This is a genomic window from Marinobacterium rhizophilum (genome assembly GCF_024397915.1).
In the GTDB taxonomy this organism is placed as follows: Bacteria; Pseudomonadota; Gammaproteobacteria; order Pseudomonadales; family Balneatricaceae; genus Marinobacterium_A; species Marinobacterium_A rhizophilum_A.
In genome coordinates this window covers 1,578,375-1,603,751 of sequence record NZ_CP073347.1, presented here as the reverse complement: position 1 = coordinate 1,603,751, position 25,377 = coordinate 1,578,375, and the positions used below count along the sequence as shown (strand labels likewise).

Below are 25,377 nucleotides of genomic sequence, written 5' to 3'. Positions count from 1 at the left end.
ATGCTGAAATCACGGATTCACGCTGCCGAGAAACTCGTTGGTACATTTTTGAAGACAGGCCACTACAGTTTAATTGAAGTCTTAGGCCGTAGCGGGCTTGATTTTGTGATTCTTGATACCGAACATTCGCCGTTCACTCATGCAGATGTTGATCGCTGCATCCTAGCGGCCAAAGCCGTTAATCTTCCCATTCTGGTGCGGCTAGTCGAAGGTGATGCCGCACGAATTTTACAAGTTTTGGATATGGGTGCTGATGGTATTGTTATTCCTCAAGTGAAAACTATGGCTCAGGCGCAAGCGATCGTTCGCGCGACAGAATATGGCGCTAACGGCCGCGGTTTTGCAGGCACCAACCGTGCCGGCGGCTACGGTACGATTCCTATTGAGCGCCTTGTTAAAATTGCTAAGGAAACCGTTGTGGTGCTTCAGATTGAAGATAGCGAAGGTGTTCAGAATATCGACGATATCGTGTCGACCTCAGGAGTAGATGCATGCTTTGTGGGTAGGGCGGATTTATCTGTCGCGATGGAGGTTTTTGACGTTAATCACCCAGCCGTCGTAGAGGCCACACAAAGAGTTTTGGACGCTTGCAACGCGGGGAATGTTGTCTCGATGGTATTTGCATCGGACATGACACATGCAGCGGACTGGTTTGTTAAAGGTGTCACCCTTGTGGCCGTTGGCAGTGAGCATCAGGCGCTACTGTCGTATTTTTCCGATTCCAGGATTGCCGACATAAAATAGACACGTGACTTTACGTCTACAGACGGAGACCTCACAAATTAACACCCTGGGAGGATTGGTGTGCCCATCCATCTCGGGTGTTGGGCACGTCGCTACGCTCCAGGTTTAGCGCCACGTGACCGGCAGGTATCCTGTAGTGGTTCAATGATTCCGGACACCGATTTAGGTGGTACAGTCACCACCGCATATGAGGTTTTCTATGACAAGACAACGTCGATCGTTTTTAACTGAGTTCAAGCACGCGACTCCGTCTTGCTGGCGACCTACTTTCTTTGCTCGTGCAATGAAGATATCCAAGGCTCTTTACCTTGAAAGCTGAGGCCCCCAATCACAACCCATCAGGGCAGCTTGAAGGGCTCTATCCGTGATTTGGGGCTGTCATTGCTGTTCCCGTTACTCAGAAGGATCACCGGTTTTTGCAGCAACAGGTTGTTGGGGTAGGCGATGGTTTCACCCTTTTCCCCGCGCAGCAGCACCTGGAAAAAGGTGATCTCGACAATCTCGCCGATGATGGTTTCCTCGTCATCCAGAATGCGGATGCGGTGGCCGATACGGGCGGGAAAGGCGAAAAAGATAATGATGCTGGAGGTGACATTGCTCAGGATCGACCACTGGGCAAACAGGGCCACGCCGACGATGGCGAAGATGGACGAGGCGAACAGCATCAGGTTGCTGTAGTCGACGCTCCAGATCAGCGAGACCAGTACCAGGGTGGTGAAAATGCACAGGCCGTTAAAGTACTTGTTGATGTAAATCACGCGCTGGGCCGGCACCCGCTTGACCTGGCCCAGTGAGCGTATGAGTTTGCGAACAAGGCCAAAGACGACAAAGTAGCCCAGGATCACGCCCAGGGTGGCAAGCAGTTGTGTATACACGGGGGTCTCGCATAGTTGAGTCAATGTGAACAGCAGGCGCCCGGCATCATCAGGCCTGAAGGAGGCCTTTGTAGCACTTACGGGCGTTAAATTCGAGCGCCATGGACAGGCCTGCATGCATGAATCAGCGCGATACGATACGACGTAGCCAGATCTGCGCGTGTAACAGGGCATTGGCCGGAATATGGCCGGGGGATCCCTGTTTTCCCATTCCGCGCTCGCCATAGGCCAGGTGAGGCGCAATACGCACCTGTCGGTAACCGCCGGCCTGCATGCCGATCAGGCTCTGCTCAATGCCGGCGATACACTGGCGCCGGCCCAGATGCACCTGGTGATCTAGCATGGGGCCGTCATCCGTGCTGCGCATCAGGCCCAGTGCCCGCAGGTTCGACAATTGTGCGCAGTTCAGCTGCACGCCCAGGCGCACTTCATCGCCCCGGTGCAAATACAGCCGCAGGTTGAACACCACCACATCGCCGGTACTGGCGGCGGGTCCCTGTCCGAGCTGTTCATCGAGCAGCTCGATATGCTTGCGAAGCGGGCGTGGCAACGTGCCTGGTTTTCCCATCAGGGGTTCCTCTGGCGGCAGTTTCCCTGCGCCGCAGGGCTCTGCTCAAGCGGCGGTCGCGGTGCTATGATCGGCCCATGAATCCTGCATCCTTCATCCTCGATCTGCGCAGCTACGACCGGGAAACCCGGCGGCACGCGCACGACTACCATCAGCTGGTGCTGCCGGTAAGCGGCGCACTGCAGATGCAGATCGGCTCGCGTGAAGGCCTCGTTGACGGCCGCCAGGCGGCGGTCATCGGTGCTGGCGAAGACCATGCCTTTGCCGGAGCCGTCGATAACCGCTTTATAGTAGCCGACATTCCGGTGGCGCTGGCGCCATTGCTGCAGCGCCTGCCCGCCTTTGTCACGCTGGATGACAGCCTCGGGCGTTATATCCGTTTTTTGCAAACCGAGCTGGAACAGGGCGGCAGTGCGGTGATGCGGCGCCAGATGCTGCTGTTGCTGATCGAATTGCTGAACGAGCGCCACGGGGCTGCGGCTGCGCTGGATCGGCGCTTGCGTGCGGCCCAGGTCTGGATGGATGAACATCTTGAACAGCCGGTAACGCTGGGGCAGGTGGCCGCTGCTGCCCATATCAGCCCGCGCCAGCTTTCGGCGCTGTTTCGCCAGACTCTTGCCATGACGCCACAGCAGTATCTGCTGGAGCGGCGCATGCAGACCGCCTGGGCGCTGCTCGAAGCCGGCGAACTGAGCATCCAGCGCATCGCCGAGCGGGTGGGCTATAGCAGCCTGGCCGCGTTCAGTGACCGTTTCCGGCGCCACTTCGGCAAGTCACCGCGCTATTTTCGCGGTGCCACCCATCACAGCGACGCCTGAGCCGCCACCGCCATATCCGGACAACCCGCCGGTTCGGCAAACTTCTTCGCCTGAACGGCAAAGTCGCTGCCCTGGCGGTTCGTTATGCTGGTGTTTTTCAGCCTGCAGGCCAGCATCATGTCGAGTTCTTCGAGCGCGCAGCGAAACAGCTTCAGTCATCAGTCCAGGGCGACGGCGATCGGCGCCATTTCGGTGTTTCTGTGGGGCCTGCTGGCGCTGTTCACCCAGCTGGGCGGCAACCGGGTACCGCCGTTCCAGATGCTGGCCATGACCTTTGCTATCGCCTGGCTGCTGATGATGTGCAAGGGCGGCCTGTTCGGACCCTCCATGCTGAACGTGCTGCGTCAGCCTGTGCGCGCCTGGCTGCTGGGGGTGGGCGGTTTGTTCGGCTTTCATTTCTGTTATTTCCAGGCCATGGCACTGGCCCCGGCCGTTGAGGTGGGGCTGCTGGCCTACCTGTGGCCGCTGCTTATCGTGCTGTTCTCGGCCCTGCTGCCAGGGCACAAGCTGCATCCGCTGCACCTGGCCGGTGCCCTGGCGGCACTGCTGGGCTGCTGGCTGTTGCTGGGCAGTGGCGACAGCGGCTTTGAGGCGCAGTACTGGCAGGGCTATGTGCTGGCGCTGGGCTGTGCGCTGATCTGGTCTGGCTACTCGGTAGCCAGTCGGCTGGTGGCCGGTGTACCCACCGCTGCGGTGGGCTGGTTCTGCGGCGCCACGGCGCTGCTGGGGCTGGTCTGTCACCTGCTGTGGGAAGTGACCGTCTGGCCAGAGGGATTCATGCAGTGGAGCGCGGTTGTCGGGCTGGGCCTGGGGCCTGTCGGCATTGCCTTCTTTACCTGGGATTACGGGGTGAAGCACGGTGACCTGCGCCTGCTTGGTGTGCTGGCCTATGGCGCGCCGCTGGTGTCCACGCTGTTGCTGGTCATCAGCGGTTTTGCCGAACCAAGCCTTGCGTTGCTGCTCGCCAGCCTGCTGATCGTGGGCGGGGCCCTGGTGGCGGGGGTACTGCCCGGCTGGCTGGCGCGTCGCGAGCGCCTGGGGGCGGAAATACAGGGCCAAAAGTACTAGGTCGCAACGGGGTTTTCGATGCCAAGGGAGCATTCCGGGGCTGGCGGTCTCATCGCTACCATGCAGTTGTAGTCGAACAGCTTGGGGCGCCGGGATAAAACGGTCGTCGCAGCGATAACAACAAGAGGCATCAACAATGATCTACGCACAGCCAGGAAGCGAAGGCTCCGTTGTTACATTCAAACCCCGTTACGGCAACTTTATTGGCGGCGAATGGGTCGCTCCGGTCAAGGGCGAGTACTTCAAAAATGTGTCGCCGGTCAACGGCCAGCCGTTCTGCGAGATTCCGCGCTCCACCGCCGAAGACGTTGAACTGGCGCTGGATGCCGCCCATGCCGCCAAGGCGGCCTGGGGCAAGACCTCGGTCACCGAGCGCTCCAACCTGCTGCTGAAAATCGCTGACCGCCTGGAAGCGAACCTCGAAACCCTGGCCGTGGCCGAAACCTGGGACAACGGCAAGGCGGTGCGTGAGACCCTCGCCGCCGACGTGCCGCTGATGGTGGATCACTTCCGCTACTTTGCAGGCTGCATCCGCGCCCAGGAAGGTTCCATTGGCGAGATCGACGAGAACACCGTCGCTTATCACTTTCACGAACCGCTGGGTGTGGTCGGTCAGATCATCCCCTGGAACTTCCCGCTGCTGATGGCCGCCTGGAAACTGGCCCCGGCGCTGGCCGCCGGTAACTGCGTGGTGCTCAAACCCGCCGAGCAGACCCCGGTGTCCATCCTGGTGCTGGCCGAGCTGATTTGTGACCTGCTGCCCGCCGGCGTGCTGAACATCGTCAACGGTTTTGGCAGCGAAGCCGGCCAGGCCCTGGCCACCAGTACCCGTATCGCCAAGATCGCCTTCACCGGCTCCACCCCGGTGGGCGCGCACATTCTGAAATGCGCCGCCGACAACATCATTCCGTCCACCGTGGAGCTGGGCGGCAAGTCGCCGAACATCTACTTCGAAGACGTGATGCAGCATGAAGACAGCTTCCTCAGCAAGGCGGTGGAAGGCACGGTGCTGGCGTTCTTCAACCAGGGCGAGGTGTGCACATGCCCGTCACGGCTGCTGGTACAGGAGAGCATTTACGATGACTTTATCGCCCTGGTGATCGATCGCATCAAGCAGATCAAGCGCGGCAATCCGCTGGATACCGACACCATGGTCGGCGCCCAGGCCTCGCAGCAGCAGTACGACAAGATCATGAGCTACTTCGATATCGGTCGCGAGGAAGGCGCAGAGGTGCTGATCGGTGGCGGTGCCGAGAAGCTGGAAGGGGATTTCAACACCGGCTACTACATCCAGCCGACCATCCTCAAGGGCAGCAACAACATGCGGGTGTTCCAGGAGGAAATCTTCGGGCCGGTGATCTCCGTGACCACCTTCAAGGACGAAGCGCAAGCCCTGGCGATTGCCAACGATACCGAGTTCGGTCTGGGGGCAGGCCTGTGGACCCGCGACATGAACCGTTCCTACCGCATGGGCCGTGGTATTGAAGCGGGCCGTGTCTGGACCAACTGCTACCACCAGTACCCGGCACATGCCGCCTTCGGGGGTTACAAGAAGTCCGGTGTGGGCCGTGAAAACCACAAGATGATGCTGGATCACTACCAGCAGACCAAGAACATGCTGGTGAGCTACGACGTCAACCCACTGGGTTTCTTCTAAATCCAGCAGTGATACCGCAGCGGGCCGGGGTCTCGGCCTTGCCCGCTGCGCTGTGATCGACTGGTTCTCCCTGGGCCAGCCAACCCCCTGAGCGAGTGCTCTCACTCTCAGGTTTTTAGCGCGGCTTGCCGCGCTCTTTTTCACCCGCCAGGGCAGCGACCCCCACGCCGACCGTGTTCGACGCCCCTGGGCGGCTGATTGCGGCCGCATCCTCTGCAGCTTTTCCATCCTCGGCAGTGCGTGCATGACGCAGGTCCATTTACAGCGGCTGTCTCCTGTCCAATAACGATGGCGCAGTCAGACTATCTGGGCCATCCTCAGGGCAAGAATCGGTTGCTGGCGATCAGTACCGACCTGAATCCCGGAGGCGCCCATGCAGAAGCCTGACTACAGCATTCGTACCATGACCCGTAGCGAGGTCAGCCTTGCCATCGACTGGGCCGCCCGTGAGGGCTGGAATCCCGGCCTGCAGGATGCCGATAGCTATTACGCGGCCGACCCGAACGGTTTTCTGGTGGGGTTGCGGGGGGCCGAGCCTGTCGCCTGCACCTCGGTTATCCGCTATGGCGACAGTTTCGGGTTCCTGGGTTTTTATATGGTCCGCCCCGAATACCGGGGGCAGGGCTACGGTATCCGGATCTGGAATGCCGGTCTCAAATACCTGCAAGGCCGCACTGTAGGCCTGGATGGTGTGGTGGATCAGCAGGACAACTATCGGCGCAGTGGTTTCACCCTGGCTTACCGCAATATCCGTTACGCGGGCAGCGGTGGTGCAACGCCGGGCCTCACGAGCGCTGATACGGATACCGCGACCCTGGTGGAGCTGGCGACCTTGCCGCCGGGTGTACTCGAGGGCTATGACCGGGCGTTCTTTCCCGACGACCGCCGCCGCTTTATCCATCACTGGGTACAGCAGCCGGGCTGCCAGGCACTTGGCATCCTGCAAGATGGTGTGCTTGCCGGCTACGCTGTTATGCGGCCCTGCCTCAGTGGCTACAAGGTAGGCCCGCTGTTCGCCGACGGGCCGGAACTGGCCGAGACACTGTTTGTGGCGCTCAAGTCCCGGCTTGGAGCAGGGGATACGCTGTACCTGGACACGCCAGAAGTGAACCCGGCTGCGGTGATGCTGGCGCAACGCCATGACATGACCGTCGCGTTCGAAACCGCCCGGATGTATACCGGGGAGGCACCGGTGCTGCCGCTGCAGCGCATTTATGGCGTGACCTCGTTCGAGGTCGGTTAGGGTATTAGCGCAGGAGCCAGTTCGGCAGCCAGCGCCTGGAGCAGTCGTGGCGCCTGGCAACGGGCGTGACAGCGGGGTTGCATCAAGGGCTCCGGCGTGGCAATTCCATGTTAAGGCAGGCGTTCGCACTCTGTCCGGTTGTCCCTGTACGGGCGGGCGGTGCAGAATGAGGCCTGTTACAGCCAGACTACAGGGACGGATTTCATGACACTGCAACAGCTTCTGGGCATCACCTTGCCCATCATTCAAGCGCCGATGGCGGGTGCCCAGGGCCATGCTCTGGCGGCGGCGGTATGCAACGCCGGCGGGCTGGGGTCACTGCCCTGCGCCATGCTGAGTGCCGAATCGCTGCAGGCGGAACTCGAAGCGCTCTGCGCCGTCACAAGGCAGCCGTTTAACGTCAATTTCTTTTGCCATACAGCGCCCGAGGTCGATGAGGCCCGGGAGGCGGGCTGGCGCCAGGCACTGGCACCCTTTTACCGGGAGTTCGGCCTGGATATGACGGCCATTCCACCGGGTGTCGGTCGTGCGCCCTTCAGTGAGGCAATGGCGGATGTACTGGAGCCCTTCAGACCCGCCGTGGTCAGCTTTCATTTTGGCCTGCCTTCTGAGGCGCTGCTGGCCAGAGTGAAGGGGTGGGGATCCCGTGTCATGTGCTCGGCGACCACGGTCGAAGAGGCGATCTGGCTGGAGTCCAGGGGCGTGGATATCCTGATTGCCCAGGGGCTCGAGGCGGGCGGGCACCGCGGGCATTTCCTGTCGCCGGACCTGACGCGCCAGAGCGGCACCTTCGCGTTGCTGCCCCAGGTGGTGCAGGCCGTTTCGATCCCGGTGGTGGCCGCCGGCGGTATTGCCGATGGCGCAGGTATTCGCGCCGCCCTGGCGCTGGGGGCTGTTGGGGCCCAGCTCGGTACGGCCTATCTGCTGTGCCCTGAAAGCCTGATCAGCCATCTGCACCGTGCCGCCCTGCAAAGCCCGGCGGCGCATCATACCGCATTGACCAACCTGTTCACCGGCCGGCCTGCGCGGGGCATTGTCAACCGGTTGCTCCGCGAACTGGGGCCGCTGAGTGATGCGGTACCGGCTTTTCCACTGGCGACCACCGGGATCGGACCTTTGCGGGCGGCAGCCGAAAAGCAGGGCAGTGGTGATTTCACACCGCTGTGGTGTGGCCAGAATGCCTCCGGTTGCAGAGCGATGCCGGCAGGGGATCTGACGCGTCAGCTGGGCGCGGGACTCGCTGACTGATACGCGGTGGATATACTCATATACGCAGGCCTTATAGCCAAACGTTTGTTTGAACAGTGGCCCGGCGGGTCAAAGCGACCTAGATTTTGTCTGTAGTCTGATGGATACCGCAGCCGCCCGGGTGCGGTATCGACTGGAGGCAACATCAAAAGGGAGCTTGGCATGAACTTTCAAAGCAAGGGGCGTCCGCTCAGTGACGCCGGCATGGAGCAGATCTGCGATACGCTGGGTGTGGAAGCCGCACAGGTCTGGGCGGTACTCAGTGTCGAAACACGGGGCTTTGGGTTTCTCGACAATCGCAAGCCGCGTATCCTGTTCGAGCGTCATATATTCCACCGGCTGACCGACGGTGTGCATGATTCGGTGGATGCGGGCATCAGCAGTACATCGCCCGGCGGCTATGTCGGTGGGGCGGCGGAGTACGACCGGCTTGATGTCGCCATGAAGCTGGACCAGGTGGCGGCACTGCAAAGTGCCTCCTGGGGTATCGGCCAGGTGATGGGCTTTAACTACCAGGTGGCGGGCTTCGACGGTATTGATAGCATGATCGCCGCCATGGTGGCGGATGAAAATAGCCAGATGCTGGCCATGGCGAACTTTATCAAGGGCAATAATCTGGCGGGCGCTATGCAAAGTGCGGATTGGGAAGCCTTTGCACGGGGCTACAATGGCCCGGCGTTTCGCAAGAATGACTACGATACCCGCCTGGCCGCCGCTCACGCCCGTTTCAGGGTGGCGTTGCCTGATCTAGGCTTGCGTACGGCCCAGGCGTCGCTGCTGTTTCTGGGGTTCAACCCGGGGCCGGTTGACGGGGTGCGTGGGCGCAGAACCCGCTCGGGGCTGGTGCAGTTCCAGCAGCGCTTTGGCCTGACCCAGAGTGGCGAACTGGATACGGATACCGAACAGGCATTGCTGCAGGCCGCCTTTGGTGACTAGCGTACCTTCGTTCCTCGGCGCCGCTTGTGCGAAGGCGCCGAAAGGTCTTTCTGTGGCCGTTAAACCTGCAGATTTCTATCCACCCGCATATGGCCTTTACCCAAAACCTGCCGCAAGCCCCAGGTGACGGGAAAAGCCGGGCATGGCGCGGGCCATGCCTTATCAGTCCGACAGCGCTGTTCGAGGGTACTTGGATAACGCACAGAGCAGCGGTCACAGGTGAAGATAGCTGTAATAACGCGGTATCCTCCTGGATATTCTTGCTGACTTTACTGATTTAAACTCCGTTTATCTGCTGTGGGTTTCTGTACATCCCAGATGGTTTGTGCGACAGGTCATATCTAACCCGGTGGTACGGGCAGCCAGAATCACCACGGCATTTCGATTTCCCCGGTAGGCAACCCAGCACGATTGATTCTTTTTACTGTGATGGTCTAAGCTGCTCATAATGTTAACTTTTCGGGTGGAAGATTGGCGCCCGCCCCGGTGCTGATTTCGCTCAATGACATGGATGTTGCAAACGATAATGGAACTAACTGACCCGGATCTGGATGCTTTATTGAGTGCCATATATGGCCGTTATGGCTATGATTTTCGTGGCTACTCCAGAGCCCACATAAAGCGAAGGGTGCTTCAGCGGCTTCGGCTCTCCGAGCTCGATAGCATAGCTTTTCTGCAGGATAAGGTGTTGGCTGACAGTCGCTTTGCAGCCTGCCTGTTGCAAGACCTGAGCATCAACGTTACCGAAATGTTCCGGGACCCAGCCTTCTACAGTGCCATACGCGAAAAAGTTGTTCCTCTGCTGAAAACCTGGTCGTATGTCAAGATTTGGCATGCAGGTTGCAGTACCGGTGAGGAAGTATACTCGATGGCCATCTTGCTGAAAGAAGAAGGGTTGTATGATCGTGTTCGGATTTACGCCACTGATTTTAACCAGGCTGTAATCGATAAGGCCAAGGCAGGGATTTATCCTGCAGAACGCATGAGGAATTATGCCTGGAACTACCAGCGATCGGGCGCTAAATCGAATTTCTCCGATTATTATCATGCGCAGTACGACTCAGCCATTATGGATCCTTCACTAAAGAAAAATATAGTTTGGGCAAATCACAATCTGGTCACCGACAGTGATTTTGCCGAAACGCACATGATTGTTTGTAGGAATGTCCTTATCTACTTCAATACAGAGTTACAAAATAAGGTGCACGGCGTTTTTAGCGGATCCTTAGTTAAAGGGGGCGTGCTTTGTCTCGGAAGAAAAGAGTCCATACGTTTTTCGAACTATAGTAATAGTTACTCTGATTTGGACAGGTTTCAGAAAATATATAGAAAGAATTATCGCTATGGATAAGTGGCGAAAGTTTGAAGTGGTGGTTATAGGGACATCTTCTGGCGGCATGCAGGCGCTCAAGGCGCTGTTGACGGAGCTGCCTGGAAACCTGTCGTTCGCAATACTCATTGTTCAGCACATATCCCCTCGATCTGATGGCAGCTGGGTCTCAATGCTGAACGCACAGTGCGCACTCGAGATAAAGGAAGCCGATGAAAAAGAAGTCATAGTGCCGGGCAGGGTGTACCTGGCCCCCGCCAATTACCATTTGCTGCTTGAAGAGAATCGCAGCTGTACCCTGACACTGGATGAAAGCGTTAACTATGCCAGGCCCTCCATTGATGTTTTGTTCGAGACCGCGGCGCAAAGCTGCGGAGCCGGCCTGATCGGGATCGTTATGACGGGCGCCAATTCGGATGGTGCCAGGGGGCTTAAAGCGATCAAGGAAAGGGGCGGGCTGACCATCGTACAGGACCCTGAAACCGCGGCGTCGGGCGCCATGCCTCGGGCTGCCATTCGAATCGCCGATCCGGACTACGTGCTTACCATCGATGAGATTCGTGCGCTGCTTATACGGCTGAGTGCAATGCAACGGACCCGAGGAATAATATGAAAATCAGAACGCTGGCCCAGAAAATCGGTCTTGGTTACACCCTGATGGTGTTGGTGCTGGCTGCCGCCGTGGTGCTTACCATCTGGCAGGTTGGCGTATTACACCAGATCGCCGGGCGTCTCATCGAGGTGCGGGAGCCAACAGCCAAGGCCGGGTTGGAAATCGAACAGGGTACGGGCTCTTCTCTCGCGGCGTTGCAGGGGTGGCTTATAGTGGGAGAGGAGCAATTCAGGGAGCAGCGTCGGCAGGTATGGGTGAATAATATCAGGGCGCCGCTCAGCCGGTTTGAATCCCTGTCACGCAACTGGACGAATGCTGACAATGTCGCCCGGCTGGACAACCTGAAAGCTCTGCTGGATGAACTGGAATTTTACGAGAACCAGGTGGATGCACTCGCAGCCACCGACAGACAGCAGGCAATAGCACTACTGGGCAGTAAAGTCCTGCCGCTTGGGGAACAGGTGAATATTGTCCTGAGTGAAATGGTCGATGACCAGCGGTCGCTTTTGCGGACTGATTTCAACCTTATATCCAGCCAAATAAACTTTCTGACTAACTTTGAACGGGCGTTGCTGGGTATCGGGTTATTGGTCAGTGTCCTGCTATCCATTTTCATTATTCGCTCCATTACCCGTCCCGTAGCCCAGGCAGTCGACGTGGCGGAGCATATCGGCAACGGCATGCTGGATGTTGATGTGAACGTCAATGGCTCTTCGGAGCTGGAGGCCCTCGGGGTAGCGCTTGTCAATATGCGCGACTCGCTCAGGGCCAAGACGCAGGAATCTGAACGGTTTAACTGGCTTACCAGCGGGCAAAACGACCTTAACGTCGCCATGCGTGGCGACAAGAGTCTTGAGCAGCTGGCGACAAGTATTGTGGCATTTATGGCGTCCTATACCGGTGCCGCTGTTGGCTCCCTGTACTTGGCGGATGAAGCGCAGAAGCGGCTGTCGCTGATGGGGGGGTATGCCTTTGCAGGCCGAGATAGGGCCCGTTGTTTCAGCATGGGCGAAGGGCTGGTTGGCCAGGTCGCCGCAGGGGAAACACCGGTGGCCGTCTCTGATATCGGTGAAGACTGCATACGCGTAAGGTCATCGGTCATCGATGCTGCGCCAGGGTACCTGTACCTGTGCCCGTTTTCTTTCGAAGACAGTACCCTGGGGGTTCTGGAACTGGGCAAGTTTGAGCCATTCAGCGAGCTGGAGCAGGCATTTGTTCAATCCAGCATGAAGACGATTGCCATATCACTCCACTCTGCCGTCGCCCATCTGAAAATCAAGCAGCTGCTTGAAGAAACGCAGCAGCAAAGCGAGGAGTTGCAGCAGCAGCAGGAAGAACTTGAGCAAACCAACGAAGAGCTGGAAGAGCAAGCCCAGCAGCTTGGCGAGCAGCAAGAGGAGCTGCAAACCGCCAACGAAGAGCTGGAAGAGCAGACACAGCTTATTGTGGAAAAAAATAGGGAACTGGAAAACGCCAGCGAAAACATGCAGCTAAAAGCCCGGCAGTTGGAGATCAGCAGTAAATACAAGAGTGAATTCCTTGCCAACATGAGTCATGAGTTGCGCACACCATTGAATAGCCTGTTGATACTGGCAAATGACCTGGCCGCGAATGCCCAGGGCAACCTTGACGATGAACAGGTAGAAAGCGCCCAGGTGATCAGCAAGAGCGGGCAGGATCTGTTGCTTCTGATTAACGATGTTCTCGACCTTTCCAAGGTTGAGGCTGGGCGGCTTGAGGTGAATGTTACCCGCCTCGACCTTGCTGGTTTTGCCGACGACCTGAAGCGTAATTTCCGGCGTCTGGCGCAGGAGAAGAACTTGACACTGGACGTGTCGGTTGACCCATCACTGCCCGGCGCCATTCGTACCGATCGCCACCGGTTGGAACAGATACTTAATAATCTCATTTCGAACGCACTGAAGTTTTCCGATGATGGCGGTGTTGAGATCAGTTTTCAGCGGCATTCGAATGAGACCCTCTCCATTACCGTGACTGATACCGGCATCGGTGTTGCAGAAGACAAGCAGGATACAATTTTTGAAGCCTTCGTTCAGGCAGAGGGTGGCACTGCAAGGAAATATGGGGGCACCGGACTGGGACTGTCCATTTGCCGTGAATTGGCCAAATTGCTCGGCGGCAGTGTGACGATGAACAGTACCCTGGGCGAAGGTTCACGCTTTACTTTGGAGTTGCCGTTGGAAATTTCCGGCTCTTCGCCCGCTGGGAAACCGCAGCCACCGCAGCGCATGGCGGAAAAGGTTGCGGTGGACCCCGGTCAAAGCCGGTTTTTGAATTACCCCGGCATTGCTGATCAGCGTGACGATCTCCGGGAGAAGGAGCCGGTTGTATTGATCATCGAAGATGATGCTGATTTTGCGCGGGTACTGGCCGCACAGGCCATGCAAAAGGGTCTCAAGTACATCAGTGCGGCAACGGGTGAGGACGGGCTTCGCCTTGCGGCTGAATATCTGCCGCAGGCGATCATTCTGGATCTGGAGCTGCCGGGTATCAATGGACACATGGTGCTCAAGGAGTTAAAGAACGATCCGGCTGTGCGGCATATCCCCGTTCATATCGTGTCAGCGAATGAAAAGTCGCTGGACCTGATCAGGTACGGCGCAGTTGACTACCTGACCAAACCGGTCACCAAGGCGCAGCTCGATGAGGTTTTCGAGCGCATTGAGGGTTTTATTAACCGTAAAATGAAAAACCTGCTGATCGTTGAGGATAACGAAGCAATGCGCAAGGCCATTATGCAACTTATCGGTAATGGCGACGTACAGTGCATTGGCGCCGCTACGGCCCAGGAGGCACTGAGAATATATGACGATAACGCCATTGATTGCATCGTGCTCGATGTAGGCTTGCCGGATATCAGTGGTTTCGAGCTGATACAGGCCATGAAAAAGAAAAGCGGCGACAAGATGCCACCCATCATTGTGTATACCGGCAAGGAACTGACACCGCAGGAAAACGACGAGCTGCAACAGTACACCGAGACAATCATTGTTAAAGGCGTAAAAAGCGAAGAGCGGTTACTCGACGAAACGGCGCTTTTCCTTCACCGGACAGTCAAGGATCTGCCGGCATCCAAAAAGGATATGATCACCCGTTTGTATGACAAGGAGGAACTGCTGCAGGGCAAGCAGGTTTTGCTGGTCGACGATGACATGCGTAACGTGTTCGCTCTTGGCAAGGTGCTCAAGGAAAGAGGCATGGACATCCACAAGGCGGAGAACGGCTGTGCCGCGCTGAAAATACTGGATGCGTATCCGAACATGGATTTTGTGCTGATGGACATCATGATGCCGGAGATGGACGGCTACGAATGCATGCAGCGGATTCGCCAGCGCAGGGAATTCCGGGAGTTGCCGATCCTCGCCCTGACCGCCAAGGCGATGAAGGAAGATCGCCAGAAATGTATCGACGCCGGTGCCAATGACTATATATCGAAACCGGTGGATATCGAGCGCTTGATGTCTCTCATGAGAATATGGGTAAGAAAGTGATGCATGATAGTACGCTACTGCTGACAAGACCGAAGATCCTGATGGTGGATGACAAACCTGAAAATCTGCTGGTGCTTGAGCGCCTGCTGCGGCATCTGCCGGTCGAACTGTATCGCGCGGCCAGTGGCAACGAAGCCTTGAGGCTGACGCTGCATCACGATTTCGCGCTGGCGCTGCTGGACATCCAGATGCCCGAAATGGATGGCTACGAATTGGCTGAGCTGCTGCGTCAGGAAGAAAAAACGGCCAAGATGCCCTTTATATTTATATCGGCCATTTATACCGAGCATATCAATATCTTCCATGGCTATGAGAAGGGGGCCTTCAGCTATATCGTCAAGCCATTCAAGCCGGAAGTGTTGCTCAACAAGGTAAAACTGTTTATCGACATGTACGAGCACGAGCAGGAGCTGCATCGCCGTACCGAGGAACTGGAGGCTGCCAACAAGGAGCTCGAAGCCTTCAGCTATTCGGTGTCGCATGATCTGCGTGCCCCGCTGCGTGCTATCGACGGTTTCAGTCAGGCGCTGATGGAAGACTATGGCGATCAGTTGGGGGATGTCGGCAGTGATTATCTGGCAAGGGTGCGAGCTGCCGCCCAGCGAATGGGTACCCTGATCGACGCCTTGCTCTCATTGTCGCGCATCAGCCGAGCCGGCTTGAATCGCAGCTCCCTTGATATCAGCGCTCTGGCCGAATCCGTGATGGCGGACATACGGGGCAGCGATCCTGACCGCAAGGTTGAGCTGGTGATCGCTCCCGCTGCCATTGTTCAGGCCGACCCGCATCTGATACGTGCAGTACTGGAAAACCTGATGAACAATGCCTGGAAATATTCCGGCAAGTGCCAGGTTGCGAAGATCGAGTTTGGCCTGGACTTGCTTAACGGCGAGACTTGCTATTATGTGCGGGATAACGGTGCCGGGTTCGATATGGCGTACGCGGATAAACTCTTTGGCGCTTTCCAGCGTCTGCACCATGAACAGGAGTACCCCGGAACCGGTATCGGGCTGGCAACAGTGCAGCGCATCATTCACCGCCATGCCGGGCGTATCTGGGCCCAGGCTGCCGTGGGTGAGGGTGCGACTTTTTATTTTACACTGCCTAATGGCGAGGGGCATGGGGCATGACTCGGAATCCGATACTGCTGGTTGAGGATAATCCTGATGACGAGGCACTGGCGCTGCGGGCGTTCAGGAAAAGTGAAATTCGCAACCCGATCGTGGTTGCCAGGGACGGTGTCGAGGCTCTGGAGTACCTCTTCCCCCCCGATCAGCCGCAAGGCTGTGACGCGGCGTCACTGCCCGCCGTTGTGCTGCTGGATCTGAAACTGCCCAGGGTCGATGGCCTGGAAGTCCTGCGCAGAATTCGCGCGCATTCAATGACCAGGCTCGTTCCGGTGGTGGTTCTTACGTCGTCGAAAGAGGAACAGGACCTGATCAGTGCCTACACTCTGGGTGCAAACAGTTACGTGCGCAAACCGGTGGATTTTGTCGAGTTTGCCCAGACGGTAAGTCATCTCGGCCTCTATTGGCTGTCGCTGAACGAACTGCCCTAGCATGGTATCTGATGGAAAGGGCGCGACTAAAAGCCTGTTCGATGTCGTATAACATGGATGATTAGACGATGAGTATTGAATCTTTGCGGGCGCTGATAGTAGAGGATGAATTGAACGACACCCTGCTGCTGGTGAATGAGCTCAAGCGTGGCGGGTACAATCCGAGTTATGTTTGTGTCGACACGCGCGAGGCTCTCGAAAGTGCGTTGCAGCAGGAGTCGTGGGATATCGTCTTTTCTGACTTCACCATGCCGGCCTTTAACGGTCGCGATGCCCTCGATATTGTAAGACGGCACAGCCCAGACATGCCCTTCATCTTCGTATCCGGCACCATCGGAGAAGAAAGAGCTGTCGCGGCGATCAAGCAGGGGGCCCAGGATTACTTGATCAAAGGTCACCTTAAGCGGTTGGCCCCGGCGGTCGAACGCGAGCTGCGCGAAGCCGTGACACGCCGTGAGAATCGTGAAGCCCAAAAGCGGCTGCATTTCCTGGCCAACTATGATGTGCTCACGGGGCTGCCGAACCGGGTGTTGTTTATTGATCGTCTCAGTCAGAGCCTGCGGGCGGCCGAGCGATCGTCCGGTCTGGTCGGCGTACTTTATCTTGATCTGGACAATTTCAAGGATGTTAACGACAGTCTTGGTCACAACGCCGGAGATAATCTGCTAATGACAGTCGCGCATCGCCTGACCCAGGCCGTGCGCACCAGTGATACGGTGGCGCGCCTTTCTGGCGATGAGTTTACCCTGATTCTGACCAACCTGGAGCATCGCGACGATGCTGCAGTGGCGGCCCGGAAGATTCTCGACCAGTTATCGCAACCCTTTGACGTTGCTGAGCAGAGACTGCAGGTTCGGGCGAGCCTGGGCATCAGTGTCTTTCCAACGGACGGCACCGACAGTGAGGAGCTGCTGCGCAATGCCGATATGTCGATGTATCTGGCGAAGCAGACCGGTGGCGGCAGTTACGAGTTCTACCGCCCGGAAATCGGTGCGAAAAAAGCCCAGAGGCTGGAGCTGTTGAAGGCGCTGCGACGCGCACTCGATCAACGGGAGTTCGTGTTGCACTATCAGCCCCAGGTCGAACTGGCGAGCGGCCGTATCGTCGGTGTTGAAGCGTTGCTGCGCTGGCAGTGCCCTGAGCGGGGACTGGTAAGCCCGGAGCGGTTTATCCCGTTGGCAGAAGAGTCTGGTCTCGTGGTGCCGATAGGTGAGTGGGTGCTGCGCAAGGCCTGTGCACAGGCAAGGATCTGGCGAGATACGGGCTATCCGCCCCTGCGAGTTGCAGTCAATTTTTCTGCCTGCCAGTTCCGACAGAAAAACCTGGTGGAGCTCGTCAAGGCGGTGCTCGACGAAAATGAACTGCCACCTGAATGCCTGGAGGTGGAAATTACCGAGAGTGTCCTGATGCAGGATACGGCAGCGTCCCTGAAAACGTTGCAGGAATTGCGGGCCTGCGGCGTCTCAATATCGCTCGACGACTTCGGTACCGGTTACTCCAGTCTGAGTTATCTCAAGCGTTTTCCAGTCGATGCGCTCAAAATTGACCGCTCCTTTGTAAGTGATATACCGCAGGACGAGGACGATGTTGCCATTAACAGTGCAATTATTGCGATGGCGGCAAAGCTCAACATTAGTGTGATAGCCGAGGGCGTCGAAACCCTTGAGCAGCTCGAGTTCTTGCGTAATGAAGGCTGCGGCCTGGTGCAGGGCTACTACCTGCAACGCCCGGCGTCGGCGCAGGACTTGGCGTCAATACTGAGAAACGGCAAAACTCCGCTTACATAAGCCAGTCGTGTGCCGGCCACAAACGCGGATTGCTCTCTGGCCACCGGGGGTTGTACTTTCTCAGTACCGCGGCCAAAAGCCGCTGGCCAGTCCCGCACAGATGAGGCACTATCTCGGCCCAGCCCTGATCGTGGCACGGTCGGGATGCCGTTTTCGAATTCTCAAGGTCCTTATCTGTGGCAGTCAAACCTACCATTTACAAAGCGCGGATTTCGCTGTCCGATCTGAACCGCGACTATTACGACACCCTCAACCTGACCATTGCCCAGCATCCGTCCGAAACCCTCGAGAGGATGATGGTACGGGTACTGGCCTACTGTCTGAATGCCTGCGAGTCCCTGGTCTTTACCAAGGGTATCAGCGCGGCTGAAGAACCCGATATCTGGGCCCGCACCCTGGATGATCAGATTGCGCTCTGGGTCGATGTGGGTGAACCGGTGCCGGAGCGCGTCAAGAAGGCCACGCACCAGGCGCGGGAAGTGCGGGTGTACAGCTTCAATACCAAGTCCGATGTCTGGTGGGAGCAGAGCCGCAGCAAGTTCAATGCCCTGAAGGCGTCCATGTACCGCTTTGAATGGCCAGAAATCGAAGCGCTGGCAGTCTTGGTGGAGCGTACCATGGACCTGTCCGTGACCCTTACCGGCGACTCGGCCTACATCGCGGCGGCCGGCGGCGAATGCGAAGTCTCCTGGACGGTATTGCAGCAGGTGTGACCGGGGACGGTGACGCCCGCTGGGCTGAGGCCCGGGCGCCCGTCCGGCTGACGGCCGTCAGGTTTCCTGTTCGGCCTCGCGCAGCCGTTCCTGGCGCGCCTGTTCTTCGGCAAACACCGACTTGATTTCATCCAGCACCGCGTCCACATCGGCGCTTTGCGTGCTTTCGGCGAATTCGCCGGTCAGTTCGATGTCCTCGTGCAGCTTGCCGTCTTCGTACAGCGCCCAGATTTCCTGGGCGTAGCGGCTGCCCAGCAGTTCAGGGGCGAACTGGCCATAGTAGTGGGTCATGTTGTCGACATCCCGCGCCAGCATGGACTGGGCGTGATTGTTTGCCGCGGCATCCACGGCCTGGGGCAGATCGATGATCACCGGGCCGTATTCATCCACCAGAACATTGAATTCCGACAGGTCGCCATGCACCACGCCGGCGCAGAGCATGCGCATCACGTAGTGCATCAGCAGGGCATGGTCTTCCAGCGCCTGTTCGGGGGCCATGGAAACGTCGCTCAGACGCGGGGCAACATCGCCGGCTTCGTCGGTGATTAACTCCATCAGCAGCACGCCGTCCATGCAGCCATAGGGCTGGGGAACGCGAACACCGGCGGCGGCCAGGCGATACAGGGCATCGACTTCGGCGTTCTGCCAGGTCTCTTCCTGCTGCTTGCGGCCGAACTTGGAGCCTTTTTCCATGGCGCGGGCGCGGCGGCTGTTCTTGACCTTGCGGCCTTCCTGGTAGTTTACCGCCTGCTTGAAGCTGCGTTTGGTGGCTTCCTTGTAGACCTTGGCGCAGCGTATTTCGGTGCCGCAGCGCACCACATAGACATCGGCTTCCTTGCCGCTCATCAGCCGGCTGATGACTTCGTCCACCAGGCCATCTTCAACCAGGGGCAGTATGCGTTTTGGAGTTTTCATGCTGCCCTGTTACCTGAATCCAGGGCTGGAAGGAACAGCGCGGCCTGCAATGGCCAGCGGGAAGAGGGGGAACAGCGGCATCCAGTAGACTCCTTGACGAAAGGGGGCCCTGACTGCGGGACAGCCCGGAGCAGGGCGTCTGAGTGTAACACTGCCTTGCGCCAGGCTTCGACCGCCGGATGCCGAAACCGGCGGTTTTTTCAGGATTTAATGCCCCGCCGGGTTCAGGGTGCGCTGGCCGCGGCGCCGAACATGAACGCCGATTGCAGGCTGCCCATGACCCTGTCCTCGAAAACCTTTAGACCCTGGTCATCCCCTGCGGCACCGGCAACGACGTGCAGCGGCATCAGGTGCTCCTCTGCCGGATGCGATGCCCGCCCGCCAGGGGCCGTGGCCCAGTTTACCAGGTGCTGTTCGCGTTCAGACGGCGCCAGGGCAACGGTATCGGCCAGCCAGTTGTCAAACCGCACCGAATCGGCATCGGCCTGATCGCCGCCACGGCGCAGGCGCTGCATGTTGTGAAAACTCATGCCGCTACCGATGATCAGTACGCCTTCATCACGCAACGGTGCCAGTGCCCGTCCCAGCGCCAGGTGCTCGGCGGGGTCGAGCCCTTCGCGCAGCGACAGTTGCACCACGGCAATGTCCGCCTCGGGAAAGGCGAGCTTGAGCGGTATGAACACGCCATGGTCGAGGCCGCGCCTGTTCTCTTGCCCAGAGGGGATGCCGGCGGCGCCGAGTAACGCCTGAACGCGACTGGCCAGGGCGGGACTGCCGGCGGCTGGCCACTTGAGCTGGTACGTATGAGGCGGGAATCCGTAGTAGTCGTACAACAGCTCAGGCGCAGCCTGGGTGTTGACACAAAATTCCGGCATTTCCCAGTGCGCGGAAATCACCAGCAGCGCCCGGGGACGGGTACCGACCAGGGAGGTCAGGTTGCGCAGCCAGGTTTCCATTGAGTCCCAGGTACCCGCCGGTGGCCAGTCCATGAAAAAGCAGGGACCGGCGCCGTGGGGAATAAAGAGGCTCGGCAGGCGTGTTGTGCTCATGGGGTGTCCTCGGGCAAGGATGTTGCAGGGATCAGTCAAATCTTGAACAGCAGACCAGGATGCCTGGGCCAGGCAGCGCGCACCTGGCCGGATGCGCAATTAGAAACGCAGCCCCAGGCGGCGGTCCAGCGAGAAACGCTCACCGCCACGCAGAAAAACGGCAATGGCTACCAGGCCCCACATCAGCGGATATTCTACGCCGCCGTCGGTCCAGAAAAAGCCGTTCGCCGTGTGTACTGTCAGGGCGACTCCCATCAGTACCGCGATACCCAGCGCTGCCGGGCGGGTCAGCAGGCCGAGAACCAGGGCGAGTCCACCGAAGAATTCCACCAGGCCTGCCAGCAGCGCGAACAGGAAACCGGGCTCCATGCCAAGGCTGGACGCGAAAAACTGGCCGGTGGCATCCAGGCCGTAGCCACCGAACCAGCCAAACAGCTTCTGGGCGCCGTGGGGCATCAGCAACAAACCGGCGGTGATGCGGATCAATGGATAGCCCAGCGGTGCCAGGCGGTCGAACAGGGCTGTTGCGGGTTGGGTCGGGTGCTTGCTGCTAGTGTTGCTGGTCATGGCGAATCTCCGTGGCATGTGATCTAGACCTCAGCTGAGGTGCTGAACCTGGAAACAATGGTATTGTTGTTTCTGAATTATTCATAGAATACAAATTTGGAACTTATGGTTTCTGAAATGGAAACCAGATTTCGGTGGAACTTCGATTGGGACCGGGTGGCCAGTTCCGGCGCCTTGCATTAACTGGCGTTATTGATCAGAGGATGAGATGACATCACATATCAGCGGTGGGTCGTTCAGTTTTGGCGGCATGCTCGGGGGCTCGCTGGAAGACATAAAGGCCTTCTGCGCGGTAATCGAGTTTGGCTCGGTGTCGCGGGCTGCGGTGGCAATGGGAGAGACCAAGGGCAGTATCAGTCGGCGGGTCTCGCGACTGGAATCCCGCCTCGGTACGGCGCTGCTGGCACGCACGCCCCGGGCGGTGAGCGCCACGCAGGAGGGCACGGCCTTCTATGGCAAGGCACGGGATGCGCTCTCCCTGCTGGCCGATGCGACCCAGGAGGCGGGCCAGGCCCGTACGGTGCCCCACGGCAACTTGCGGGTGACGGCGCCAATGGATCTGGGTCTTGATGTGCTGCCGCTACTGTTGGTGCGGTTTCGCGCGCTCTATCCCCAGATCACGGTGGAGCTGCTGCTGACCGATGCGGCGCTGGATCTGGCGGCCAACCGGGTGGATCTGGCGCTGCGGGCCACATCTAGCAACCTGCCGGACATGGGCTACCGTGCGTCTGCACTGGCGAGATTTCGCCTGGGGCTCTTTGGTGCCCCTGCCTATCTGGGGACACACGGCATGCCCGAGATCCCCCAGGACCTGGAAACCCAGGATCTGGTGACCTTTCGTGACCGGGAGGGGGCGGCGAGCCTGACGCTGCAGAACAGCAAAGGGCGCCGGGTCGAGGTGACCGCAAGACCGGTGGCACGCACCACGGACTACGCCAGCGTGCACCGCCTTGTTCAGGCAGGCGCCGGCATCGGTGTACTGCCGGATCTTGTCGCCGCTCCGAGCCTGGCAGCCGGCCTCATCATGCCGGTTCTGGAACAGTGGCATCTGGGGAGCGGTACGCTCTATGCCATCAGTCTCAGTGGCGACCAGGCGCCGGCCCGGGTGAGCGTGTTCCGTGATTTTATCCGTGCCGAACTGAGCGCTGCAGCACTCGAAGGCTGAGCGGGGTGTTTCCCGTTATTGGTTATTGGTTATTGGTTATTGGTTATTGGTAATTAGTTATTGGTAATTGGTAATTGGCCATTAGACTCTGATCCCGAATCACGAATCACGAATCACGAATCACGAATCACGAATCACGAATCACGAATCACGAATCACGAATCACGAATCACGAATCACGAATCACGAATCATGGCTCGCCCGGCTGCAGTGCCTGGGCCGCGGACTGCATGCGCAGATAGCGCTCGGCCGTGCCGGGGTGGCTGAGGCCACGACTGTGGCGAATGGAGGCCGGGAAGTCGGTGCCAAGGCGGCGCCAGAATGCTACGCCCGGCGCCAGCGCAATGCCCGCCCGGTGCAGCAGTACCAGTGCCTGCAGGTCGGCCTCCAGTTCCAGGTTTAACGCTTGCTGATGAATGCCCAGGGTCGCGGCAATGCCAGGGCTCGGATACCCCTGGGTCAGGGCCAGCAGGTCAATCAGCGCACCGAGCATCAGGTTGCGCAGCTGCCGGCTCATGTGCTGCAGACCGTTATGGGCCAGCTCGTGGGCGATCACCATGGCCAGTTCGTCATCCTGGGCGGCATAGCCGAGCATGGCCTGGGTGACTCGTATTCGCTGGCCATCGGCATAGGCATTGATGGCGCTGCTGCGGCTCAGTTGAATCGGCCAGTCGCACAGCTTGTCGGGTGTCAGGCTCAAGGCAAGGATATCGTCGCCGCGCGCGATCTCCAGGCGCAGGGGGCCGGCTGCCTCCTGCAGCATCTTGAGAAGATCATTGTCGCTTTTCACGGCACGTCCCTGCAGGCGCATCAGTCGATCACCGGCTCTGAGGCCGGCACGGGCCGCGGGGCTGCCGGGCAGGGGAGTGCGCAGGGTCGGCTGCCGGTCCAGCTGATAGAGTGCACGGGCCGCGGGGTGCTGCGCTGGTGCATAGGCGGAAAGGCTGTGCAGGCGCAGGCCGTAATCGTTGCGCTGGCGCTCGGGGCACAGCTCGAGCGCGGCGATCAGTAGCGGTCGAGCGACCCGGCCCAGACGAAACTCGCGCTCATGTTGCTGTTGCAGCGCTTGCTGGCGCTGGTGTTCCGTTTCGCGGTCGATGGCATCCCCGGCCGGGGCCGGGGGCAGCTGTTGTCCACTGGAGCAGGCCCCAAGCAGTGTGCAGAGGGTCAGAACCCGTGCGAGCACGCGTGCAAGGCCCGCCATCAATTGCCAGGGAGGGTCTGTAAATAATGGCTATGCGCAAACCGTTTTTGCATCTGCAGGTCACCTGTTGATCGGGCGGTTTTTGTCGGCCTGCCGGGCCTTGCCAGCTCTATCATGGCTGTCGTCGGCGTGAAGATAGTGTAGCAGTCAAAAAGCGGCGAAAAGGTGATGAAAACCGCGGTTTTCGGCGCTTGCCCGACTTGATCCGCAGGCGGCATTCGTCCATGCTGCACGGCATTCGCCGATGCACCGGCGAGCTCCTATTTAAAGGCAGGGCCGAACCATGACATACAAACTGACAGAGCAGCAGCGGGCCAAGGTAACCGCCCGCGAAGCGCAGGAACGCTTCGATCACTTTTTGCAAAAAGTGGCCGACTGGGAGGAAATCTGGAGCCTGAGCGATGCAGAGGGCTGTGTCATGCTGACCACCGATGACGGCGAAGGTTGCCTGCCGGTCTGGCCGCATCCCGACTATGCGCTGGACTGGGCCACCGACGGCTGGGATGGCTGTGAAGCGCTGAAAATCGATCTGCAGTCCTGGTTTGAACGCTGGTCCGGTGGCCTGGACGAAGACGGTATCCTGGTGGCGGTCTTCCCGCGGCTGGACGAAGAAGGCGTGCTGCTGTCTGCCGGCGAGCTGACCGAGTCCATTGAAGCCTTGCTGGGTGCCGGTGGTGACTGACAATAACGCTGACGGCAACATCCTGCACAATTCGGCTCATAGCGCTGCGCGGGGTCCGGCGCACCCGGGTGACCGTTCCGGTTCGGCACCGGACGCGTCCCTGCATCCGTTCGAAAGCCTGACGCCAGAGTTCATCATGGATGCGGTGGAGGAGCTTGGCTACCGGTGCGATGGCGCCATCTTCGCGCTCAACAGTTACGAGAATCGTGTCTACCAGGTCGGTATCGAGGAGCAGGCACCGCTGATTGCGAAGTTTTACCGTCCTGGCCGCTGGAGCGAAGCACAGATCCTGGAAGAGCATGAGCTGTGCTATGAGATGCAAGAGCACGAATTGCCGGTGGTGGCGCCCTGGCGTGATGCTGCAGGGCGCAGCCTGTTCGCGCGCGAGGACTTCCTGTTTGCGCTCTATCCGCGCCGCGGTGGCCGTGCGCCTGAGTTTGATAACCTGGATAACCTGTTGATCCTCGGACGCTTTCTGGGGCGAATGCATGCCATTGGGGCGAAAAAGCCGTTTGCGCACCGCCCGGTACTCAACAGCCAGACCTATGGTCACGCCAGCGTGGCGTTGCTGCACAACGACTTTATTCCACGGGAGCTGCGTCTGGCCTATGAAACCCTGAGCCGGGATGTGCTCAGGCTGGTGGATGAGGCCATGGCGGAGCCGGCCACCCTGATCCGGGTGCACGGCGACTGTCATGCCGGCAATGTGTTGTGGCGCGACAATACGCCCAATTTTGTCGATTTCGACGATGCCCGCATGGCGCCGGCGGTGCAGGATATCTGGATGCTGCTGTCGGGCGACCGCCACAGCCAGCAGATCCAGCTGAGCGAGGTAGTGGAAGGCTATAACGAGTTTTATGACTTTCAGCCGCGCGAGCTGCGCCAGATAGAAGCGCTGCGGACCCTGCGCATCATGCACTATTCCGCCTGGCTGGCGCGCCGCTGGAGTGATCCGGCGTTTCCCCGGTCGTTCCCCTGGTTCAACACCGAGCGTTACTGGAGCGAACATATTCTCGAGTTGCGCGAGCAGTTTGCGGCTCTGCAGGAGCCCACCCTGCGGTTGCTCTAGGAGGCTGCGCCGCAGGTGCCCAGGCGGCGGCAACTATACTGACATAAATACAAGGA

General features: G+C 58.9%; 24 protein-coding genes. 17 read left to right on the top strand and 7 right to left on the bottom strand.

Annotated features, from left to right (window positions below):
• Nucleotides 1–744, top strand: coding sequence for an HpcH/HpaI aldolase family protein (locus KDW95_RS07150; protein ID WP_255855596.1), 744 nt, complete (start codon nt 1–3; stop codon nt 742–744).
• A 338-nt stretch (nt 745–1,082) separates the two neighbouring features.
• On the opposite strand, the gene KDW95_RS07145 is transcribed toward KDW95_RS07150, so the two are convergent.
• On the bottom strand, nt 1,083–1,619 hold the full coding sequence (locus KDW95_RS07145; protein ID WP_255855595.1) for a mechanosensitive ion channel domain-containing protein: 537 nt from the start codon (nt 1,617–1,619) through the stop codon (nt 1,083–1,085).
• A gap of 124 nt (nt 1,620–1,743) precedes the next feature.
• Nucleotides 1,744–2,187 carry an FKBP-type peptidyl-prolyl cis-trans isomerase gene (locus KDW95_RS07140; RefSeq protein WP_255855594.1) on the bottom strand — a complete coding sequence of 148 codons (444 nt, stop codon included), beginning with the start codon at nt 2,185–2,187 and terminating at the stop codon, nt 1,744–1,746.
• Nucleotides 2,188–2,264: 77 nt separating this feature from the next.
• On the opposite strand from KDW95_RS07140, the gene KDW95_RS07135 reads away from it, so the two are divergent.
• A complete protein-coding gene (locus KDW95_RS07135) occupies nt 2,265–3,005 on the top strand; it encodes an AraC family transcriptional regulator (RefSeq protein ID WP_255855593.1) in 741 nt (246 codons plus the stop codon).
• Here KDW95_RS07135 and KDW95_RS07130 read toward each other — a convergent pair.
• Entirely contained in the window at nt 2,990–3,124 is a 135-nt protein-coding gene (locus KDW95_RS07130) for a hypothetical protein (RefSeq protein ID WP_255855592.1), read from the bottom strand. The two genes, KDW95_RS07135 and KDW95_RS07130, sit on opposite strands and share 16 nt — an antisense overlap.
• On the opposite strand from KDW95_RS07130, the gene yddG reads away from it, so the two are divergent.
• The 12 genes from yddG (at nt 3,123) to KDW95_RS07070 (ending at nt 18,670) form a co-directional block, all read left to right on the top strand.
• Complete coding sequence (gene yddG / locus KDW95_RS07125; protein ID WP_255855591.1) at nt 3,123–4,073, top strand: aromatic amino acid exporter YddG; 951 nt, start codon at nt 3,123–3,125, stop codon at nt 4,071–4,073. The genes KDW95_RS07130 and yddG overlap by 2 nt on opposite strands.
• 136 nt (nt 4,074–4,209) lie before the next feature.
• The gene (gene exaC, locus KDW95_RS07120; protein ID WP_255855590.1) at nt 4,210–5,730 is read left to right on the top strand and encodes an acetaldehyde dehydrogenase ExaC; all 1,521 of its coding nucleotides are present in this window, start codon (nt 4,210–4,212) and stop codon (nt 5,728–5,730) included.
• 373 nt (nt 5,731–6,103) lie between these two features.
• Nucleotides 6,104–6,973, top strand: a complete 870-nt coding sequence (locus KDW95_RS07115; protein ID WP_255855589.1) for a GNAT family N-acetyltransferase — start codon at nt 6,104–6,106, stop codon at nt 6,971–6,973.
• Between the two features lie 204 nt (nt 6,974–7,177).
• Nucleotides 7,178–8,221, top strand: coding sequence for an NAD(P)H-dependent flavin oxidoreductase (locus tag KDW95_RS07110; RefSeq protein WP_255855588.1), 1,044 nt, complete (start codon nt 7,178–7,180; stop codon nt 8,219–8,221).
• Between the two features lie 162 nt (nt 8,222–8,383).
• Complete coding sequence (locus KDW95_RS07105) at nt 8,384–9,157, top strand: N-acetylmuramidase domain-containing protein (RefSeq protein WP_255855587.1); 774 nt, start codon at nt 8,384–8,386, stop codon at nt 9,155–9,157.
• Nucleotides 9,158–9,683: 526 nt separating this feature from the next.
• Nucleotides 9,684–10,508, top strand: coding sequence for a CheR family methyltransferase (locus KDW95_RS07100; RefSeq protein ID WP_255855586.1), 825 nt, complete (start codon nt 9,684–9,686; stop codon nt 10,506–10,508).
• Nucleotides 10,509–10,554: 46 nt separating this feature from the next.
• Nucleotides 10,555–11,100 (top strand): chemotaxis protein CheB, encoded by a 546-nt coding sequence (locus KDW95_RS07095; protein ID WP_255855585.1) that lies wholly within the window; start codon nt 10,555–10,557, stop codon nt 11,098–11,100.
• A complete protein-coding gene (locus tag KDW95_RS07090; RefSeq protein WP_255855584.1) occupies nt 11,097–14,612 on the top strand; it encodes a response regulator in 3,516 nt (1,171 codons plus the stop codon). Before KDW95_RS07095 ends, KDW95_RS07090 begins: the two co-directional genes overlap by 4 nt.
• Nucleotides 14,612–15,742: a sensor histidine kinase gene (locus KDW95_RS07085; protein ID WP_255855583.1), complete on the top strand. Its 1,131-nt coding sequence runs from the start codon at nt 14,612–14,614 to the stop codon at nt 15,740–15,742. The genes KDW95_RS07090 and KDW95_RS07085 overlap by 1 nt, the downstream gene beginning before the upstream one ends.
• Nucleotides 15,739–16,170, top strand: coding sequence for a response regulator (locus KDW95_RS07080; protein ID WP_255855582.1), 432 nt, complete (start codon nt 15,739–15,741; stop codon nt 16,168–16,170). Before KDW95_RS07085 ends, KDW95_RS07080 begins: the two co-directional genes overlap by 4 nt.
• Nucleotides 16,171–16,238: 68 nt before the next feature.
• Nucleotides 16,239–17,957 carry a putative bifunctional diguanylate cyclase/phosphodiesterase gene (locus KDW95_RS07075; RefSeq protein WP_255855581.1) on the top strand — a complete coding sequence of 573 codons (1,719 nt, stop codon included), beginning with the start codon at nt 16,239–16,241 and terminating at the stop codon, nt 17,955–17,957.
• A 176-nt stretch (nt 17,958–18,133) separates the two neighbouring features.
• Nucleotides 18,134–18,670: a YaeQ family protein gene (locus KDW95_RS07070; protein ID WP_255855580.1), complete on the top strand. Its 537-nt coding sequence runs from the start codon at nt 18,134–18,136 to the stop codon at nt 18,668–18,670.
• A 57-nt stretch (nt 18,671–18,727) separates the two neighbouring features.
• Here KDW95_RS07070 and KDW95_RS07065 read toward each other — a convergent pair whose 3' ends face one another.
• From KDW95_RS07065 to KDW95_RS07055, 3 genes are all read right to left on the bottom strand, one after another.
• Entirely contained in the window at nt 18,728–19,585 is an 858-nt protein-coding gene (locus KDW95_RS07065) for a PA4780 family RIO1-like protein kinase (RefSeq protein WP_255855579.1), read from the bottom strand.
• 224 nt (nt 19,586–19,809) lie between these two features.
• On the bottom strand, nt 19,810–20,634 hold the full coding sequence (locus KDW95_RS07060) for a DODA-type extradiol aromatic ring-opening family dioxygenase (protein ID WP_255855578.1): 825 nt from the start codon (nt 20,632–20,634) through the stop codon (nt 19,810–19,812).
• Between the two features lie 99 nt (nt 20,635–20,733).
• Nucleotides 20,734–21,201 (bottom strand): DoxX family protein, encoded by a 468-nt coding sequence (locus KDW95_RS07055; RefSeq protein WP_255855577.1) that lies wholly within the window; start codon nt 21,199–21,201, stop codon nt 20,734–20,736.
• 208 nt (nt 21,202–21,409) lie between these two features.
• Between KDW95_RS07055 and KDW95_RS07050 the strand changes: the two genes are divergently transcribed.
• On the top strand, nt 21,410–22,366 hold the full coding sequence (locus KDW95_RS07050; protein ID WP_255855576.1) for a LysR family transcriptional regulator: 957 nt from the start codon (nt 21,410–21,412) through the stop codon (nt 22,364–22,366).
• Nucleotides 22,367–22,556: 190 nt separating this feature from the next.
• Here the strand turns inward: KDW95_RS07050 and KDW95_RS07045 are convergent, their stop codons facing one another.
• Nucleotides 22,557–23,570, bottom strand: coding sequence for a M48 family metalloprotease (locus KDW95_RS07045; RefSeq protein WP_255855575.1), 1,014 nt, complete (start codon nt 23,568–23,570; stop codon nt 22,557–22,559).
• 283 nt (nt 23,571–23,853) lie between these two features.
• Between KDW95_RS07045 and KDW95_RS07040 the strand changes: the two genes are divergently transcribed.
• The gene (locus KDW95_RS07040; RefSeq protein WP_255855574.1) at nt 23,854–24,252 is read left to right on the top strand and encodes a DUF2750 domain-containing protein; all 399 of its coding nucleotides are present in this window, start codon (nt 23,854–23,856) and stop codon (nt 24,250–24,252) included.
• 136 nt (nt 24,253–24,388) lie between these two features.
• A complete protein-coding gene (locus tag KDW95_RS07035) occupies nt 24,389–25,321 on the top strand; it encodes a serine/threonine protein kinase (protein WP_255856478.1) in 933 nt (310 codons plus the stop codon).
• Nucleotides 25,322–25,377: the final 56 nt, after the last annotated feature.

Coding starts and splice junctions, on each gene's coding strand:
- KDW95_RS07150 (WP_255855596.1), top strand. CDS start 1: ATGCTGAAATCACGGATTCACGCTGCCGAGAAACTCGTTGGTACATTT.
- KDW95_RS07140 (WP_255855594.1), bottom strand. CDS start 2,187: ATGGGAAAACCAGGCACGTTGCCACGCCCGCTTCGCAAGCATATCGAG.
- KDW95_RS07135 (WP_255855593.1), top strand. CDS start 2,265: ATGAATCCTGCATCCTTCATCCTCGATCTGCGCAGCTACGACCGGGAA.
- yddG (WP_255855591.1), top strand. CDS start 3,123: ATGTCGAGTTCTTCGAGCGCGCAGCGAAACAGCTTCAGTCATCAGTCC.
- KDW95_RS07130 (WP_255855592.1), bottom strand. CDS start 3,124: ATGATGCTGGCCTGCAGGCTGAAAAACACCAGCATAACGAACCGCCAG.
- exaC (WP_255855590.1), top strand. CDS start 4,210: ATGATCTACGCACAGCCAGGAAGCGAAGGCTCCGTTGTTACATTCAAA.
- KDW95_RS07115 (WP_255855589.1), top strand. CDS start 6,104: ATGCAGAAGCCTGACTACAGCATTCGTACCATGACCCGTAGCGAGGTC.
- KDW95_RS07110 (WP_255855588.1), top strand. CDS start 7,178: ATGACACTGCAACAGCTTCTGGGCATCACCTTGCCCATCATTCAAGCG.
- KDW95_RS07105 (WP_255855587.1), top strand. CDS start 8,384: ATGAACTTTCAAAGCAAGGGGCGTCCGCTCAGTGACGCCGGCATGGAG.
- KDW95_RS07100 (WP_255855586.1), top strand. CDS start 9,684: ATGGAACTAACTGACCCGGATCTGGATGCTTTATTGAGTGCCATATAT.
- KDW95_RS07095 (WP_255855585.1), top strand. CDS start 10,555: ATGCAGGCGCTCAAGGCGCTGTTGACGGAGCTGCCTGGAAACCTGTCG.
- KDW95_RS07090 (WP_255855584.1), top strand. CDS start 11,097: ATGAAAATCAGAACGCTGGCCCAGAAAATCGGTCTTGGTTACACCCTG.
- KDW95_RS07085 (WP_255855583.1), top strand. CDS start 14,612: ATGCATGATAGTACGCTACTGCTGACAAGACCGAAGATCCTGATGGTG.
- KDW95_RS07080 (WP_255855582.1), top strand. CDS start 15,739: ATGACTCGGAATCCGATACTGCTGGTTGAGGATAATCCTGATGACGAG.
- KDW95_RS07075 (WP_255855581.1), top strand. CDS start 16,239: ATGAGTATTGAATCTTTGCGGGCGCTGATAGTAGAGGATGAATTGAAC.
- KDW95_RS07065 (WP_255855579.1), bottom strand. CDS start 19,585: ATGAAAACTCCAAAACGCATACTGCCCCTGGTTGAAGATGGCCTGGTG.
- KDW95_RS07060 (WP_255855578.1), bottom strand. CDS start 20,634: ATGAGCACAACACGCCTGCCGAGCCTCTTTATTCCCCACGGCGCCGGT.
- KDW95_RS07055 (WP_255855577.1), bottom strand. CDS start 21,201: ATGACCAGCAACACTAGCAGCAAGCACCCGACCCAACCCGCAACAGCC.
- KDW95_RS07050 (WP_255855576.1), top strand. CDS start 21,410: ATGACATCACATATCAGCGGTGGGTCGTTCAGTTTTGGCGGCATGCTC.
- KDW95_RS07045 (WP_255855575.1), bottom strand. CDS start 23,570: ATGGCGGGCCTTGCACGCGTGCTCGCACGGGTTCTGACCCTCTGCACA.
- KDW95_RS07040 (WP_255855574.1), top strand. CDS start 23,854: ATGACATACAAACTGACAGAGCAGCAGCGGGCCAAGGTAACCGCCCGC.
- KDW95_RS07035 (WP_255856478.1), top strand. CDS start 24,389: ATGGATGCGGTGGAGGAGCTTGGCTACCGGTGCGATGGCGCCATCTTC.